Raw genomic sequence first — 17,636 nt, forward strand, 5'->3', positions numbered from 1 at the left:
CAAGCTCTAAAAAATGTAAGTAAGGATACTAATGAACAGTAGCTATCTATTCCCTAATCCATCCATTAACTCTTGAATGTTTCTAGCATTTGCATCTATAGACTCTTCAATTCTATCAAATCGCTTATCGAATTTTAAATCCATCTTTGCAAACTCTTCAAATACAGGAGCTAACTTCTCATCAAACTTCTTGTCCATTTTACCATTTAGCTCATGGGATAAGAGCTTAGCTATTTTAGCCAAATCATCATCAGTAAGAGCCATTACGTAAGTAGTTTAGAATGTGGATATCTATGTGGATAACTTACACAAGTTACGTCTAACTATGGAAATTCAACACTTAATGTAAGACACGTGTAAGAAATACCTGCATTTTGCATAAAAAGGATGCTAAAAGCCCATTTCAAGCGAAAAAAATTTAACACTAAGTAAATTTTTGACCAGTTTCGGACAAAATGTACATTTTTTTGAAATCAGTGTAAACTGGTATATAGTCACCTAAATAATTAATCATGCCCGAGGGAATCAAAGAGGAAACTGCGTCTAACCCCCATGTAGAGCTTAACAAATGATAAACTATTCGTTATGAAAAAATTATTCTTCCCTGTCATGCTGCTCATTTTCTTCGCAGCCTGCGAAAAAGAGGATATTGAAACAACGGGAACAGAAGAGGAGGCCGAAAGTTCTGTAGTAGTTTTCGACGACACGGACTTTGAGGCAACGGACTGGACTACAGCAACCCACAGCAATGATGCTGACCCCAATTTTGCCGAGGTTTTTGAGGACAATGCCGTGAAGAGAATCGACATCGTTGTTACGTCAAGCCGTTGGCAAGCGATGCTGGCAGACATGACGAACCTATATGGCACTTTTGGATCAAGTGGCAGCGGCGGCGGTCCCGGCGGTGGCGGCACTTCATTCTCAGACCAGGATCCTGTTTTTGTTCCTGCTGAAGTGTTTTATGGAGGCAAAGAATGGTATCGGGTAGGTGTTCGGTTCAAAGGCAATTCAAGTTTGTCGAGCACGTGGAGCTCAGGAAATATGAAGTTGTCTTTCAAACTTGATTTTGATGAATTTGAAGATGATTATCCGCAAATAAAGAATCAGCGTTTTTATGGATTCAAAAAGTTAAGCCTTAAAAACAACTACAATGATAAGTCCTTCCTTCGTGAAAAAGTAGCCGCCGACATTTTTAGAAATGCCGGATTGGCCAGTTCGCACACTGCCTTTTACACGGTATATGTAGATCACGGCGATGGCCCGGTTTACTTCGGTTTGTACACGCTCGTAGAAGAAGTAGACGATACGGTTATTGATTCTCAATTTGCCAACAACGACGGAAACTTATATCAACCCGATGGCGATGGGGCAAGCTTTGCCGCAGGCACCTTTACTGAGTCTGTTTTTGTTAAGGAAACGAACGAAGATGCAGCCGATTGGTCCGACATACAGAGCCTGTTTACTGCCCTGCATGCCGGCACCAGAACAAGCGATGCTACTGCCTGGAGAACGAACCTGGAGACAGTGTTTGATACCGACGAATTCCTAAAGTACCTGGCCGTAAACACAGTCATTCAAAACTGGGATACTTATGGAAGGATGACCCACAATTACTTCCTGTACAATAACCCGGACAACAACTTGCTTACCTGGATTCCCTGGGACAACAACGAAGCTTTACAAACCGGTAACAGGGAGGGATCGCTTCCATTAAATTTCTCTGGACTATCGGCAACTCAGTGGCCACTTATTGGGTATTTGTATGCCAATTCGACGTACAAAGAACAGTATGATACCTATGTTGAAGAGGTAATAAATGGTGTGTTTGATGCCAGTACGATGCAAGCAACCTACACCACCTACGCTGCGCTGATCGGGCCATACGCTACGTCCGAAACACGTGGATATTCATTTCTGAATAGCAGTGCTGAATTTCAGTCAGCCGTAAATACGCTCAAAACTCATGCAACGCAACGAGCCACAGCGGTGAAAGCTTATCTGCAATGATCGAAAGCCGACAGAGGAAGGCATCGTCATCAATTAAATTTTCGCCTCCGGTGAAGACTGGATCGAGCTTAATAATTCATATAAACAAGCCTTGTGGCTCTCAGTACCAACAGGCGGACAGATCCGGGCTGCCCCCTGGTTTAACTTCTAGTCATATACTTCAACCACCAATTCAATTTCCACGGCCTGGCCCCTTGGCAGCGAGGCTACTCCTATAGCCGCCCGGGCATGTTTGCCTTTTTCTCCGAAAACTTCCACCATTAAATCAGAAAAACCATTGATCACTTTGGGCTGCTCAACAAACGTTGGGTCTGAATTGACCATTCCCAATACTTTTACAATACGCTTTACTTTTTTCAAATCTCCAAGCATGGCCTTTAAAACAGAAAGCTGATTAATGGCTGTGAGGCGAGCTCCCTCGTAGCCTTTTTCAATGGAAACATCCTGACCAAGTTTGCCGGTGATTTCTGTCCCGTCTGCATAGCGAGGCCCCTTTCCAGCCAGGAATATCAGGTTGTCTGCCCGCACACCGTTGACATAATTAGCCACTGGCGATGGTGGGGTGGGCAAGGTGATATTCAGTTCTTTCAACCTGGCTTCCGGGTCATAGCCCGCTTCTGGTTTCGACGGTTGATTGCAGCCGGTTATTGCCAACGCAACAAACTGCACCATCAAAAATTGCTTATGAATCTTTTGCATGTGATAATGGTCTATTTAAAATGTTTTACGCCCACTGAGTTGTACAGTTCCTGTGCATAGTAAAGGCTGCCTCCTTTCATAGTCCATTCTACCTTTCGTACGTCGCTTATGTCCGCCAAAGGATTTCCATCGATTAAAATCAGGTCTGCTTGTTTGCCGACCTCAATGGAGCCAACCGACTCAGATACACCGGTAATCTCCGCTGATTTAATTGTTGCCAGCTTCAATACTTCGGCAGCCGGAATCCCCGATTTCACATAAAGCTCAAGCTCTCGATGATATAAAAATCCAGGCAGTCCGTCGGTGCCCGGAACTATAGGCACACCTTTCTGAAATAAATCAAAAATTACCGCCAGCATTTTCTCAAAACTTGCCTTATATCTTGCTACTTGTTCGCCTTCTTTCGAAAGCCCTCCCGTGTAAAAACTTCGCTGATCTATGATCGGAAATCTGTTTGCAACCGTCTGGTAGGTCGGACTTAGTTCGCCTGATTGCGCCATCAACATATTTTCAAAAATGGCCGCCGTTGGGTCAACCAGAATATCTTTTTCCAGCAATAGATTTACAAAATCCAAATACTCTCTGGAGCTTAGGTCAAGGTCAGCGCCATGCTGAGCAGGCATAGTAAACCGCAATGGCGTTCGGGTATCTATCGTATCCGATAAGAAATTAAGGAACAGCATGTTCACATGCTGGATCTCATTATAGCCCTGATTAATGGCTTGTGTTGCCGTCATATAGGCGGGTATATGCCCACTCACCCGCATGCCAAGCTCATGTGCTTTTTCTGTTAACGGTGTCACCCACTCGGGCCTGATGGAACTATACAATTTGATTTGCTGGTAACCCAGGTTTTTATAGTCCTGAATCTCAGCTAGGCCCTCCTCCAGCGTTTCAACTACGTTTCGTTGATTGGCATACGGCCCTGAGCCATCTATGATGCCGCAGTAGGCAACAATGTGCGGCCCGAGAATTTCATTGTCATCGAATTGAGCAGCCAGGCTTTTCAATTGCTTGTTGTTTGCCATATCCCGCACAGAGGTCACGCCTCCTGCCAGATACAATAGCCCCCTGAACTTATCATTATGGGTATGCATGTCGAACATACCCGGCATAAGCGTTTTGCCAGCTCCATCAATTAATGTGGCATCTTTGTCAGCAGCCTTTTTTCCGGCTGCAACAATTGCCTTAATGGTTTTCCCCTCCACAAACACATCCTGATTCTCCAGCAATGCTCCTTTTTTGGTAAACACATTCACATTTTGAATCACAGCCTCGTCAAAACTATGCGTTAAGTTTTTGGCTACTTCAATAAGGCTTTCATCTTCGATTTCGCCTTGCAACTTTTTCATTTCAAGTCGCAAATCACTTAAGTCTTTTCTGACGATATGGAGGTTGCCAGCTATTTTTCCGACCATCTGGTCGCCCATCATCCATACATAAGTGGGATCCAGGTCCAGCCCATTTATTACCAATAATTCAACCGACTCACCATTGGAGAGTTGCAGCGGAATTTTTTTCGTTAGCTCTGCCTCACCTTCCGGATACAATGCCACCTTCCCTGTTTCAGCCTTCAATAGCAGCTGAGCGAGTACTTCATACACTGCGGGTGATCCATCATAACGAAAATACAGTTGACCTCCATCAAAGTCGCTCGTCGAAGTACCCATCAAGTTTTTGCTGGTGGCGGTTGCATTGTCGCTTAAAAAACTTTCATCGATTGACACCTTCAGGTAGTTGACACCGTTCACCGTTTGACTGGTGATGAAATTTTGCCCGTTCAATGAAATTTCTTCCTTGTATTCAGGCCCACGACCCCGGTCGGTGAATGTGTAATAGTACCCGTAACTGTTATCAGCGGTCTTCCACTTTTCATAAGTGCCGGCTAAGTTTTCCCGAAATACAACATCGTAAATGGTCTTACCGGCACCATCCGATGTGTTGGATTGCGTGCAGGCGGTTGTGAGGCCAATGGCTATGCAGAATGCGATTATCGAATATTTCATGCTTTTATTAAAAATTATGGGGGGGGGGGTAGAAATTTTTGATCAATGAAAATGAAACATCACGACTTTAATGTTTCACGATAATACCTAAGCCAGTTTTGCCCAAGAATTTTCTCGATGTCTGCTGAACTGAAACCTCTTTTTCCCAGCCCTCTGGCTACGTGGCGATAACGGTCGGTGGTGTCGAGTTCGGGAATCCATGGTGGCCATTGCACTTTGTAAGATTCTTTGAAACCAGTCAGTCGTGGCACATACCAATTTTCACGTGTGGCTCCGCTAGCTTCCAGCCCCTGAATGGCAAAATCTGAAGCCAACCCCACATGGTCAATTCCCCCTACCTTCACCGCATGTACTATGTGATCAATGTACGTCTCCAGGGTTGTGTCAGTGCCCAGGTTTGGGCCAATCATGTAACCAAGGCAAATAATACCCATTACCCCACCTTTGTCGGCCATGGCCCGAATCTGCTCATCAGTTTTTGCACGAGGATGATTTTTGTGCAGCGCTTCACACATAGAATGATTGATGGTAGCACCGGCCTTGCTAAATTTTATTCCATCGTAGGTAGTTTGCACACCACAGTGCGACAGGTCTACAATAATGCCCAACTCGTTCATCCGCTCCACTACTTCGATGCCAAAGTCTGACAGACCGGCATTGGTTCGTTCAGTGCATCCGTCGCCCAGCAGGTTGCGCTCGTTGTAGGTGAGCTGCATCCATCGGGTGCCCGCCTTGTACAGGGTATCAAGGTTGTCGGTCGAGTTGGCAAGCATCGTGGAATTCTGAAAACCCAGCATCACAGCGACTTTTCCTTCTTTCTTAGCTGAAACAAAATCGTCGCCACTCGTAGCAAGCACCAACCGGCCTGAGTTTTCGCTGATGATCTTTTGCCATTCCTCCAGGTTTTTAGTTGCTTTTGAAAGGCTTCCTGAATCCAACGAAGCATTGAAACCCGTGTAGCCAGAATCATCCAGTGCTTTAAAAGAATCCTGATTCCAGCCACGCCCAACAATCAACCCGTCGAAAACGATGGCTCGCTTATATATTTGATCAATATCCTGTTGCCTGAGCGTTGACTTGAAATCACCCGACGAGTTTTGATTGCCGGGTCTGTCGGCATTAGCTGTTGCAGGAAAGCTGCTTAAAATCTGCCCCGGCAAAATCGCACCGAGTGGAAGCAATTTGACGAAATCTCTTCTTTTGATTGGCATGGTTGACTAGCGGTTGGTTAACAAATCTTTTCGTGGAGGCAACATACTATTTTTGTCAACGTCATGCCTTCACAGAAACATAAAGAGCCTTATATTTCATTTGAAAGGTAATTTGCTGGTGGTCTATAATGAAGTTCAGTCGGGAACTGTCAACTCAGTTTAGAAACAAGGCTTTACTAAGGAAGAAACACTTGTTCCAATTTTTCAGGTGAGACGGAAAACTGCCCGGCAGGCTTCAGAATGTTGCTTTTGTTCATTTCCCTTCGTGCGATCGTGGCAAGGATTCCTACATACCGGAGCCATTGGCCAAAGAGTTAGTTTTTTTCCTTCTCGTGGTAATCATAGGCTAACGGGTGTTCGTAAATTCTGAATCGCTGATCAACTGCCTGGAATCACCTCTACCCAACCACCATCAGGTTGGCAGCCATGGATCTGGTGAAATTGTTTAAATTTGATTGAATCAACATACACTGAGTGTGCATGAAAAGAGCAACTACACATTTAAACGAATAGAAAAATGAGAAAACCGTCGGATAACGCCAACTATAGCCTTAGACAAATGATCTTTGGCATGACAATCATAGCCATGGTTCTGTCGGCTGGATGTACTTCACTGCCCGAGATTCAATTTCCGGTGAAAGTTGGTGTAAAGCCAGAAAGTATCACAAAAGGATTTAATGGCAACTACTATGTGTCCGTAATGAATGGTAGTGAAGCTGGCGATGGTGAGATAGTTGAAATTTCCAAAAGCGGTGTAAAGGTTTTTGCGAAAGGTTTTGATGAGCCCAAAGGCATTGTCTACATAGGGGATCGTTTGTACTTTTCGGATTTGACCCGCATCTGGCAAGTCGATAAAGAGGGTACTGCAAGCATCTTTGTTGACAAAGAGAGTTTCCCCTATGAAGTGTTGTACTTAAATGACGTCGCTGTAGATGCGGACGGCAAAGGTATCTATGTAGTGGACATGGGAGCAACAAAATACATGCGTGATGAAAACAATAAGCTATGGCCGCTCGATAGCGAACAAGCTAAACTGGTCCCTCAATTGGGGCGTATTTATCATGTTGATTTGGGAGGTCAGGTATCGGTAGCACAAGACACTTCTCCATTAATGTTGAATCCAAATGGTGTGGGCGTTGACAACAATGGCGACATCATGGTAGGAGCGTTTTTCCTTGGCAATTTTTTGGTGAAGCGAGATGGCGAATTAACGCCCCTGAAAGGTCAATTTAGAGGTGCCGATGCAGTAGAGCAAGACAGCAATGGCGATTATTACATCAGTAGTTGGGCATTGGGCACAGTTTGGAAAATAGATGGTCAAACTGAAGAATCAATGGTATTGATTGATGGGCTACAGTCGGCTGCAGACTTTTATTTGGAAGAAGACAAAGGACGATTGCTTGTTCCTGATATGATGGCAGGCACAATATATGCGGTAGATATCAAGAAGTAAAAGCCATTTTTTGAAGCCTCATAGGTCGGTAGGAAAAAAGCTAAGCTCTTTGGAACGAGGCCAACCCCTTGTTCCAAAGAGCATTCTTCAAACACTGACGAAGCCCCATAAACTGGGTCAGGATGCCCAATACCACTCCCAGCTTAACTGTTTGAACGTGGTGTAAAACTCAGGCAGGGTCATTCTCCCCAAGCCTGTTTTTTCAGCGTTTGAAGCATTATGGTTGGCCTCTCGTGTGATAAACACTTTTCACCAAGCCTTTATCACACGAGGCAGCCTAAGAGAAGTTAATACGCCAATGATTCAGAAATTGGTAAGGAGTTTCCTGTATGCGCCAATTTACTGATCACTTCCCAGCCTTCGCAATGAGAAAGCTGTTCACGTCCAGCCAGTGTATGAAGGCATCGAACCATCGGTTACTGGTTCGATTGGGATTTCCGAGGCCGAAACCATGTCCGCCATTCTGGTAAAGGTGAAACTCGACAGGTATGCCCGCTTTGTACCAGGAGTCAATCACACCAAATTGACCACGAAAAAGGAAGTCATCAGTGGCGATGACACTGAACATTGGAGGAGCGTTTTTCGGTACCTCCACGGGGCCCATGCCTCCATAGATCGGGCCTATAAAAGCCAGCTTCATGGTCTTGGAGTTAAGCGTGGAATGCATCGTGAGTCCGGCACCCGCCGAGAAGCCGATCATGCCTATCCTGTTAGTATCGACCCCCCATTCCTTGGCCCGCTTCACGATCATGGCATAGGCGGCTTCGGCATCCTCAAGCTGATTGGAAAGGTCTTGCTGTGGTGGGCGGGCAGGTGCCGCCTCACCTGAAGCGTCAGAAGATGCAGCGGGCACCGGGCGGGGGCGGTTCATCCAGGCTGTAAAGTCTTCTAGTGATTCTGGAGTAGGATGAAGCCTGTACTTTAGCACAAAAGCAGCAATTCCCTGTTTGGCCAGCGCCTCTGCCACTTCCCAGCCCTCGTTACCCATAGATAGCCACCTAAAGCCTCCACCTGGTGCCACTATCACAGCCGCACCGTTAGCTTTGCCCGGCTCCGGCAGAAAGGGCGTGAGGGTGGCCGTGGTGATGTTCCGAGCCATAGGGTCGCCCCACTGGCGGAACCAGGTTTCCTTGGCAGGCTGATCGTCAACACCCCCTGTGCCGAGCAGGATAGCTTTCGGCTCGGCTGGAGCGTCGAGTGGGTAGATGGTGCCGTCCTGCGCTGTGGCCGATACTACGACAAAGAGTAAAGCAAATGAAATGACTGTTTTCGTCCGATTTAAATGTTTGGTAAGCATGATGTGTAGTTAGTAGGTATAAAATATATTGTTCACCAGGCGGACAAGTCCACCGGCTTGAAGATCAGCTGAGAAAACAGGTACAGGCCATTTTTCCACACCTTAAAATCATGAACACCTGGCTCGATATAGTAGATGTGTGGAACATCATGCTGCACCAGGTAGTCGTGCGTTCTTTCGCTGAAACTAATAAGGTCGTCTTTGTCGCCACAGGAAATCCAAAGCAACTTCAGTTGGGCTTTCGCAGCCTCCGGATCAGGCACCAGCACTTCTGGCGCTTTGGTGTTTGGCGCCGACGAAAACCCTCCTACCCAGGCAAATTTATCGAGGTTTCCAAGTCCAAAGTTCAGCGACTGTCCTCCGCCCATCGACAGCCCGGCAATGGCACGGTGCTCCCGGCCGGTTAGCACAGGATAATTTTTTTCCACAAACGGAATGAGATCGTTGAGCAGGTCTTTCTCGAAAGTGGCAAACGCCTCCACCCTGGCCGGTTCAAACACATTGCCACCAGCACGGTCGTCTTTCATTGCCCGACCGTTGGGCATCACCACAATCATGGACTCCACTTTCTTGTCTTTGTAGAGGTTGTCCAAAATTACCTGAGGGCTCCCGCCATTCAACCATTCCTTTTCATCACCACCAATGCCATGCAGTAGATACAAAACAGGGTACTTTTTCTTTTTTGAGTATCCTGGCGGCGTATAAATCAACATCCGCCGGTCGTTACCCACCGTTTTGGAGGGGTACATTACAGAATCAATTTTCCCATGCGGTATGGCTGCCTGTACTGCATCAAAGCCGACTGGAGCCTGTTTGATAGTCTCCTGTGCAACCGCACAACGGCAAAGGAATAATAATGCGAAGAGAATCACTGGTTGTTTCATGAAGTAGGTATAACTATTCAATTTTTAAAATAATACTTTTTTTACTCAAATGAAGAAAACAGGCGCCAGGACATGGGCTTTTGCCAGAGTTTGTTACTCATTGTCAGGAATTATGCCTCACGGCGGCAGTAGCGCTTCTTCCACTGCCTCTCCTATTCTGAAAGCCACCTGACACAGCCCATTTTGCACCAGCCTATTTCTTAGGCGTTTTTACTCCCTTGGCCCTGTGGTGTGGCAAAAACCTGGTCGATCTTATTCACCATCATTCCATTGACAATGCCAATTCATGATGGGTTCAGCTTATTTATTGATATAATTCGCTATTTGCGAATCGAGAATTCATTTGTGTATTTTTCGTCCAATTGAATTAACCTTCCCCCAACCGTGGTGCCGCCTTCACCTCCTCAGCCACCAGCCCCTCTCCCATTCTGAAAGCCACCTGACGCAGCCCATTCTGCATCAACCCATCTCTTAATGTCTGCAGCACCATGGCTTTGCCCTGTGGTGTGGCAAACACCTGATCCATGGTGTTCACCCGGCCATACGGAATATCAGCATCAAGGAAGGCGGAGCATAGCTGATCAATGCCAAACAACGAAAAAGCGCTCTCAAGCATGGGCTTAAGCAACTCCCTGTTTTTCACCCGGGCGGCGTTGGTGGCGAATTCCTGCTTTGTCGCCAGGTCTCCTAGATTAAGGATGCTACAAAGCGACTTAAATTGCTTATCCGATCCAACAGCGATCATCAGCCAATGATTGTCGGCGGTTTTGAAAATATTGCCATAAGGCACAATATTGGGATGCTCCGAGCCCATGCGCTGCGGCACCTGCCCGGCTACCAGCCAGTTAGTAGCCTGGTTCACAAGCGAAGAAATGGCTGCTTCTATCAAAGACACGGTGACATAACTCCCTTCGCCAGTTCGCATCCTTTTGATCACAGCCAGCAGCAAGCCTTCCTTTAAATGATGGCCGGCCAGTACGTCAGTCAGTGCCACGGGCATTTTTTGCGGCTTGCCGTCCTTTTCCCCGTTCAGGAAGACAAACCCGCTCTCCGCCTGCACAATGGCGTCGTAGCCTACCCTATTCTCTTCAGCACCAAAGCCGGTAATGTGTCCATAAATAAGATCAGGTTTAAACGCCTTCAAATCAGCATAGCTAACGCCAAGCTTTTCCGCATCTCCGGGTTTGTAGCTGGCAATGACGATGTCGGCTGTTTTCACCAGGTCATAAAGCCTTTCAAGGTCTTCACTCTTTTTCAGGTTGAGCAGTACCGACGTCTTCCCTGCATTCACTGACATGAAGTACGCCGACATATCCGAATCGGAAGCCTCAGGGGCCAGCTTCCAGCTGCGTGTGACGTCGCCACCGGTTTCAGGGTTCTCTATTTTGATCACCTCGGCGCCCAATTCTGCAAAAAACTGCCCTACACTGGGGCCTGCCAGCACTGAGGCCAGCTCAATAACTTTGAGGTCGGAAAAGATTGCTGTACTTTGCACGTTATGAGTAGAAATAAGACAATGGCAAAGATAGACAGGTTTTTGAGCATACTGATGGTTACCCTATTTTCTTGCCTGGCGGCATATGCCCAGCCACAGGAAGGCATCTGGAGGGGTACGCTCGACATGCAGGGTATGCAGCTGCCTTTCAACTTTGAAATGAAGCTGGAGGATAATATTTGGAGGGTGTATTTGCTAAATGCTGAGGAACGACTGCTCATCAGAGACAGCAAAGTGAAGCAGGATTCCATTTACCTCCCCATGAACCTTTTCGATTCCTACATCGTCGCTGCCTTTCAGGGTGACCACCTGGAAGGAGTATTTGTAAAAAACTACTCGGAAGACTACCGGGAAACTTTCAAAGCAGACTATGGTCTTGAGTACCGCTTTTTTCCAGACAGCGACGAACCCGTCACCGACTTTTCTGGCAGGTGGGCCATCAATTTTACCTCAGAGGACGACAGCATTACTTCCATTGGGCTTTTTAAGCAGGAAGCCAACCGCATTTGGGGCACTATCCTTACTGCCACCGGGGATTTCCGCTATCTGCAGGGTAATGTAAAAGGGAAAAACCTCTACCTCAGCACTTTCGACGGTGCACACGATTTCATCTTTCAGGCCAGCCTGCTGGGGCCCGGCAAGCTCGTCGGACTTTGGCTATATGGCAAAAATTACAAAGAGGGCTGGTCAGCCACAAAGGACGCCTCCGCCGAAATCCCTGATTTTACCAACGTCGCCTACAGTAAAAAAGACCAGCCATTTGAGTTTTCTTTGAAAGGACTGGATGGGAGAACAATTACCCACAATGACCCCGCACTGAAGGGCAAACCCATCCTTCTGCAAATATTTGGCACCTGGTGCTCCAATAGCATGGACTTGTCCAACTTTATCGACGATTGGCTCCAGGCTCATCCTGGTGCCGACTTTGAATGGGTAGGCCTGAGTTTTGAAACCAGAGACGACCTGCCTTATGCCAGAGAGCGCCTGGAAAACTGGCGAACATTTATGGCGTCGGATGCAAAATTAGCTTTCGGCGGCAAAGCGGACAAAGCTTCTGCTTCCATGATGTTTCCAACCCTCAGCCGGGTAAATGCCTATCCTACCCTCATCATTTTGGACAAAGATCACAAGCCCGTTCGCACCTATGGATTCTTTAATGGCCCTGCCACGGAGGAGTACTACGAAGTCTTCAAAGCAGATTTCGAAGCGGTGGTTCAAAGCGTGCTGGAAAATCGCTGACAAAAGTCACACTGACGGGACGCAGGTGATCATGGTTTGAGGTTTTTTTGTACGATACCTTGGGTATACAAAAAAAAAACAACCATGATACCCGAAATAAATGATACAATACTGGCTCAGCTTCAAAACCTGGAAACTGCACTCGCACATGAGGCAAGAGTTTACAACGACCGGATTGAGCAGGTTCATGCAGCCAACAAAGCCTCAGCGCTGAACCTTATCCACTACCTGACCCTTCGGAAAGCGGATCTCCGCCCTTTGCAAGACAAGCTGCACTATTTAGGGCTCTCTTCACTTTCTAATTCCGAAAGTCACACCCTGCACCAGCTTCGCTCGGTCATTCAGTGGCTGAATCGTCAACCTTACCACGGCCACCCCGATGATATCGATCCGGTGACCGCCCGGGCTATTGCACAGAGGCAATCCATGCATTTGTTTGGTCAGCGTCCCAGCAACGAAATTCCTTTTATTATGGTGACGCTGGATGCCCGAATGGCTGGCGACGTTGTGTTGGTTTCTCAGTTTTTGGAGCAGGGAATGGACGTAGCAAGAATCAATTGCGCCCATGATGATGAAGCAACATGGGAACAACTGGTTTCTACCTTAAAACAGGCAATGGCTGAGGTGGGAAAAAGCTGTCGGATTTACATGGACCTTGCCGGGCCCAAATTACGCACCGGCATCCCTGGCAAAGGAAAAGATAAAAAGCGACTGAAGATAGCAGAAGGGCAAACACTGAAACTTGTGGAGCCCGAGTACGAGGTCGGCGAAAAAGAGCGGGTTGTGAGCTGTAGCGTAAGGGGCATTATCGCACAATTGAAGCCCGGCCAGAAAGTGCTTTTTGATGACGGACTTATCAGCACAACAGTGGTGAAAGCAAAGGGCAACCAGGCTCACCTTGAAATTGACAGAGTTTCAGGTACCAAGCCCCATTTGAAAGCCGGCAAGGGCATTAACTTTCCGAATGCTCATCTTGAAATTGTGAGCCTAACAAAAGAAGACAAAAAGGCATTGCCTTACATTTGCCGGGAAGCCGACATGGTAGGTTACTCCTTTGTGCGAACAGTAGACGATTTAAAAGTACTTCAAAGCAGCCTTGCAGACCTCAGCGAAAGTCCTCCTCACATCATTATCAAAATAGAAACACCCGAAGCGTTTGTCAACCTACCCGAACTGCTGTTGCAGGGAATGACCCGAAACACCATGGGCGTAATGATTGCCCGGGGCGACCTGGCAGTGGAAGTGGGGTTTGAGCGGATGAGTGAGTTGCAGGAAGAAATCCTGTGGATTTGTGAGGCGGCCCATGTGCCGGTCATTTGGGCCACGCAGGTGCTGGAAACATTGAACAAAACTGGTATTGCGACCCGTTCAGAAGCGACCGACGCTGCCCGATCAGCCATGGCCGAATGTGTGATGATCAACAAGGGCTTGCACACCGTGGAAGTAATCAGGTTTCTGAAAGACATATTGGGCCGAAGTGGTGGGCACCGCACCAAAAGACGACACCTTTTCCGGCCACTTTCAGTAGCGCAGCATTTCTTTAAAGAAAGAGAGCTCCTTGAAGAACTAACCTCTTCAGAAAATACTTAATAAGGCTACTGCCGGTTGATGGAAGGGTCAAGCGAAAAAGTAAAAATCATGTGGAACGAAAGGTACGCCAGAACTGAATTTGCCTACGGCAAAGAGCCTAACGATTTCCTGAAAGGACAAATAGCGGAGAAAGGCTCCGGCAAGGTACTTTGTCTCGCTGAAGGACAGGGGCGAAATGCTGTATACCTGGCTGGCCTGGGCTACGAGGTTACAGCAACCGATCTGTCGTCGGTGGGTTTAGAGCGCACAAAGGAGCTGGCGAAAGAAAGGGATGTTGCCGTCGCCACGCTGCAAATTGACCTGGGCGAATACCAGATCGGCAGCGAAGCATGGGACGGGATCGTCTGCATTTTTGGTCACTTCCCACCTTCTGTGAGAGCCCATGTGCTGAGTCAACTCCATGGCAGTCTGAAATCTGGTGGCTTTCTGCTGATGGAAGTTTACAGTACCGACCAGCTCGACTATGGCACTGGTGGGCCAAAGGAAACATCCATGCTCTATACGCTCAATGAGCTTAAGACCATACTGGGGCCTTCGTGGGACTTCAAAGTTTTACAACAAACCGAAAGGGAAATCAACGAAGGTGAATACCACAACGGAAATTCGTCGGTGATTCAGGTTTATGCAAGGAAGAAATAGGCCAGCTTAAATTTTCGGCAACACCCACGGCTTTCTGTAAGTTGGGAACACCAGCGAGTTGGCCGCTTTGTTGTTGACAATCTGCCGCTTGGTTTCATCGTAGGTTACAGGACCTGCTCCACGCAACGAGAGGTTACCCAAATGAGCGTAAATGCCTGCCATTCGGCCCATATCGATGGTACAGTTAGTGGCACCACGGCTTTTGATGCCATCGAGAAAATTACGAACGTGCTCCGGGTGGTAGTTCTTTCCTTTTTCAAAAAGGATCGGCTCCATGGTTGGGCTCCCGTTTCTGTTTTCGGGCTTTAGTTCCCAGAATTCTCTGTTGGCAACAATGGTAGCATCGTCGCCCTGAATAGCCAGGCCATAGGGCTTGTTGTAAGGCCCGCTCTGGATACCCGCCGTGTGGTCCCAGGTCAGCACAAAGTCTTTCATTTGATACACGACAGAAAGGGTGTCGGGTGTTTCGTGGTTGTAATCGGCAAAGGAAAGATTGCCTCCAACCGAACTCACCGTGGCGGGCATGTAGTCGACCTTGCCAGCCCAAAGGGCCATGTCGAGCAAATGCACACCCCAGTCGGTCATGAGGCCGCCACCGTAGTCCCAAAACATGCGCCAGGAACCATGGAAACGTGTGGGATTGAAAGTCCGGTCAGGTGCCGGCCCAAGCCAGGTATTGAAGTCCACCCCGGCTGGTACTGATTCATCCGGCTTCTTGAGCTGACCAATTCCGTAGCCGAAATTACCCCACACCTTGATCTTGCGAAGTTTACCCAGCTTTCCTTCATGCACCATGGCCATGATGTCCGCCCAATGTGTGCCGCTGCGCTGCTGCTGACCCACCTGCACCACCTGCTTGCTGTATCTTTTAGCCGCCGCCGTCATCACCTCTATTTCTCCAATACTATTGGCCAGGGGTTTTTCAACATACACATCTTTCCCAGCTTGCAGCACTTCTACAAAAGGCAAACAATGCCAATGATCGGGTGTACCAATAATGACTGCGTCAATATCTTTATCAACCAGCAGGTCTCGATAGTCTTTGTACAGCTTTGGCTTTTTGCCTTGCTTTTTCTCGACTTGCGTCGCTTTATCGTTCAGCACATTTTCATCCACGTCGCAAAGCGCCACGCATTGAGCATCCGCATTGTTCATATGGTTCTCAAGTATCCAGTAGCCCTGGCCCCGGCAGCCAATAAGGCCAACGTTGACAACATCGCTGGGAGCGGCCTTTCTGCGACCGGCTAAAACTGCTGATGGAAGAATAGTCAAAGCGCCCAACCCAAGGGTGGTGTGCTTCACAAAGGTGCGTCTGTTGGTAGTCATAATGGAGTAGGTATCTATCTCTGTCTAAGCTAAAAGGATATTTCCCATTATGAAAGCAGAAATGTAGATTTGGATCAGCAGGTGCAAATAAGAAATTAAAACTTATGCCGGAAATTCCTGAATCCAATAAAAACAGGCTCAAAAGGGCTGTTCTTTGGATTGTGATCATCTTGCTTCTTTGGTTGGTTTTTGGCTGCTCTGGCAAAAAGTCAGAGAAAAAGGAACAAGACCCATGTGCCTCTTTTGAATGTCAGCATGGGGCTGTCGTGAGGGCTGATACCGCTGAAAAGTCCCTGACCCTCGTCTTCACTGGCGATGAATTTGCTGACGGTGCTGCGCACATCATTGGTGTGCTGACCAGACAACAGGTGAAAGCAGCCTTCTTTTTCACGGGTAATTTTTACGGGAACCCGGCATTTGAAAAAATCACCCATCAGCTCAAACAAAACGGTCACTACCTTGGCGCTCATTCCGACAAGCACCTGTTGTACTGCTCCTGGGAAAACCGTGATAGCCTGCTGGTGACAAAACGGGAGTTCACGCAAGACCTTGAGGCAAACTATCTCAAAATGGAGCGGTTTGGAATAAGAAAATCAGATTCCCCCTATTTTTTGCCTCCCTACGAATGGTACAACGACAGTATCAGCACATGGACACGTGACTTCGGCCTCCAGTTGATCAACTTCACCAGCGGTACCAGGTCCAACTCCGACTACACCACACCCGACATGCCGAACTACCGAAGCAGTGAGGTCATCTACAACAGCATCCTGGAATACGAGCAAAAAGACCCGGCGGGTCTCAATGGATTTTTACTGCTCGTGCACATCGGCACAGCTCCTAAACGAACGGACAAATTTTATTTGAGACTGGAGGAGCTGATTGTTGAGTTGAGAGCGAAAGAGTATGAGTTCAAATCCCTTGTTGACCTGCTCAATGCTGGCACTTCAGGCGTCAAAGAGGAGTGATATTGTGGCCATAGGTAAGAACATCTTGCCACTGTCGGGCAACAGAATAAACCCATACTTTTGATAGAAACGGACTGCATTGTCATCAATCGGATCAACAATCACCGCCATCGAGCCAATACTGCTACTGACCGTCTCAAAACTCTTCTTCAAAGCATCAACTAACAAAAGCTCACCAAAACCATTACCAGCCATTTTCTTATCAACTGCCAGTCTCCCGATAAGTGTAGCGGGCAAATCATGATAGTTAGGGGGCAGCTTCTTCCTTATTTCTTCCGGAATGAATTTTAGGCTTATGGAGGTGCTTGACAGGGTATAAAATCCCCAAACCACACCCTCACTATCGGCGAGAACGAAACAAACAGACAGCTTCCGTTTAACATCCTGCTTCGCCTGCTTGATAAGATAATTGTCCAGCATAGGCTGACCACAGTTGAACTCACTCTTGTAGTGAGAGGTGTCGAGAGGCACTATGGCATAGTTCTTCACTACTTCAAAGAATCTCTGTGCCTGTTCAAAGCATTCTTCAAAGCCTTATTAGGTGCGGGAGGATTCATCAGTGCATCGAAAAAAATCTCTTTGTCCTTGCTAGACGCTATGATCCTGTCGTGTTTTTCAACAATCTTCTCTGCCTCCTGCTGGGCAGAGTGTATAACAAACTCAGTGAGGGTTCGAAACCCACCCAAACTAGCTGCGTACTCAAACAATTCTTTTTGCTCCCGTGAAAGCCTTGTATCAAATCTTGCTTTTTCTGTAACACTCATGGCCATAATGTTTTCATAACAAATGTACGGAAAATATACGTACAAAAAATTTGAAGAC

General features: G+C 47.4%; 15 protein-coding genes and 1 pseudogene. 6 read left to right on the plus strand and 10 right to left on the minus strand.

Annotated features, from left to right (window positions below; genetic code table 11):
- Positions 1-42: 42 nt before the first annotated feature.
- Positions 43-264: a hypothetical protein gene (locus ACMVP2_RS03920; protein ID WP_416866802.1), complete on the minus strand. Its 222-nt coding sequence runs from the start codon at positions 262-264 to the stop codon at positions 43-45.
- 321 nt (positions 265-585) lie between these two features.
- On the opposite strand from ACMVP2_RS03920, the gene ACMVP2_RS03925 reads away from it, so the two are divergent.
- Complete coding sequence (locus tag ACMVP2_RS03925) at positions 586-2,007, plus strand: CotH kinase family protein (protein ID WP_416866803.1); 1,422 nt, start codon at positions 586-588, stop codon at positions 2,005-2,007.
- Positions 2,008-2,154: 147 nt separating this feature from the next.
- Here ACMVP2_RS03925 and ACMVP2_RS03930 read toward each other — a convergent pair whose 3' ends face one another.
- From ACMVP2_RS03930 to ACMVP2_RS03940, 3 genes are read right to left on the minus strand one after another with little or no spacing between them, the layout of a single operon-like run.
- Positions 2,155-2,706 (minus strand): RidA family protein, encoded by a 552-nt coding sequence (locus tag ACMVP2_RS03930; protein ID WP_416866804.1) that lies wholly within the window; start codon positions 2,704-2,706, stop codon positions 2,155-2,157.
- Positions 2,707-2,717: 11 nt separating this feature from the next.
- Complete coding sequence (locus ACMVP2_RS03935) at positions 2,718-4,712, minus strand: amidohydrolase family protein (RefSeq protein ID WP_416866805.1); 1,995 nt, start codon at positions 4,710-4,712, stop codon at positions 2,718-2,720.
- Positions 4,713-4,771: 59 nt separating this feature from the next.
- Entirely contained in the window at positions 4,772-5,923 is a 1,152-nt protein-coding gene (locus tag ACMVP2_RS03940) for a dipeptidase (protein ID WP_416866806.1), read from the minus strand.
- A gap of 517 nt (positions 5,924-6,440) precedes the next feature.
- Between ACMVP2_RS03940 and ACMVP2_RS03945 the strand changes: the two genes are divergently transcribed.
- On the plus strand, positions 6,441-7,376 hold the full coding sequence (locus ACMVP2_RS03945) for an SMP-30/gluconolactonase/LRE family protein (RefSeq protein WP_416866807.1): 936 nt from the start codon (positions 6,441-6,443) through the stop codon (positions 7,374-7,376).
- 346 nt (positions 7,377-7,722) lie between these two features.
- On the opposite strand, the gene ACMVP2_RS03950 is transcribed toward ACMVP2_RS03945, so the two are convergent.
- The 3 genes and pseudogenes from ACMVP2_RS03950 to ACMVP2_RS03960 form a co-directional block, all read right to left on the minus strand.
- Positions 7,723-8,673, minus strand: a complete 951-nt coding sequence (locus ACMVP2_RS03950) for an alpha/beta hydrolase (protein ID WP_416866808.1) — start codon at positions 8,671-8,673, stop codon at positions 7,723-7,725.
- Between the two features lie 38 nt (positions 8,674-8,711).
- Positions 8,712-9,557: pseudogene (locus tag ACMVP2_RS03955) on the minus strand (alpha/beta hydrolase); the annotation flags it as partial.
- Positions 9,558-9,924: 367 nt separating this feature from the next.
- Complete coding sequence (locus tag ACMVP2_RS03960) at positions 9,925-11,052, minus strand: CaiB/BaiF CoA transferase family protein (protein ID WP_416866809.1); 1,128 nt, start codon at positions 11,050-11,052, stop codon at positions 9,925-9,927.
- A 21-nt stretch (positions 11,053-11,073) separates the two neighbouring features.
- Here ACMVP2_RS03960 and ACMVP2_RS03965 point away from each other — a divergent pair, with 21 nt between their 5' ends.
- The 3 genes from ACMVP2_RS03965 (at position 11,074) to ACMVP2_RS03975 (ending at position 14,520) form a co-directional block, all read left to right on the plus strand.
- Positions 11,074-12,291: a TlpA family protein disulfide reductase gene (locus ACMVP2_RS03965; RefSeq protein WP_416866810.1), complete on the plus strand. Its 1,218-nt coding sequence runs from the start codon at positions 11,074-11,076 to the stop codon at positions 12,289-12,291.
- An 84-nt stretch (positions 12,292-12,375) separates the two neighbouring features.
- Positions 12,376-13,881, plus strand: coding sequence for a pyruvate kinase (locus tag ACMVP2_RS03970; protein WP_416866811.1), 1,506 nt, complete (start codon positions 12,376-12,378; stop codon positions 13,879-13,881).
- Positions 13,882-13,899: 18 nt separating this feature from the next.
- Positions 13,900-14,520 carry a class I SAM-dependent methyltransferase gene (locus ACMVP2_RS03975; RefSeq protein ID WP_416866812.1) on the plus strand — a complete coding sequence of 207 codons (621 nt, stop codon included), beginning with the start codon at positions 13,900-13,902 and terminating at the stop codon, positions 14,518-14,520.
- 6 nt (positions 14,521-14,526) lie between these two features.
- On the opposite strand, the gene ACMVP2_RS03980 is transcribed toward ACMVP2_RS03975, so the two are convergent.
- Positions 14,527-15,846, minus strand: a complete 1,320-nt coding sequence (locus ACMVP2_RS03980; RefSeq protein ID WP_416866813.1) for a Gfo/Idh/MocA family protein — start codon at positions 15,844-15,846, stop codon at positions 14,527-14,529.
- Between the two features lie 104 nt (positions 15,847-15,950).
- Between ACMVP2_RS03980 and ACMVP2_RS03985 the strand changes: the two genes are divergently transcribed.
- A complete protein-coding gene (locus tag ACMVP2_RS03985; RefSeq protein WP_416866814.1) occupies positions 15,951-16,814 on the plus strand; it encodes a polysaccharide deacetylase family protein in 864 nt (287 codons plus the stop codon).
- On the opposite strand, the gene ACMVP2_RS03990 is transcribed toward ACMVP2_RS03985, so the two are convergent.
- Both ACMVP2_RS03990 and ACMVP2_RS03995 read right to left on the minus strand, forming a co-directional pair.
- Positions 16,794-17,303: a GNAT family N-acetyltransferase gene (locus ACMVP2_RS03990; RefSeq protein ID WP_416866815.1), complete on the minus strand. Its 510-nt coding sequence runs from the start codon at positions 17,301-17,303 to the stop codon at positions 16,794-16,796. The genes ACMVP2_RS03985 and ACMVP2_RS03990 overlap by 21 nt on opposite strands.
- Positions 17,303-17,578: a DUF1778 domain-containing protein gene (locus ACMVP2_RS03995; protein ID WP_416866816.1), complete on the minus strand. Its 276-nt coding sequence runs from the start codon at positions 17,576-17,578 to the stop codon at positions 17,303-17,305. Before ACMVP2_RS03995 ends, ACMVP2_RS03990 begins: the two co-directional genes overlap by 1 nt.
- Between the last annotated feature and the right edge of the window lie 58 nt (positions 17,579-17,636).

Source organism: Imperialibacter sp. (assembly GCF_048007035.1).
GTDB lineage: Bacteria > Bacteroidota > Bacteroidia > Cytophagales > Cyclobacteriaceae > Imperialibacter.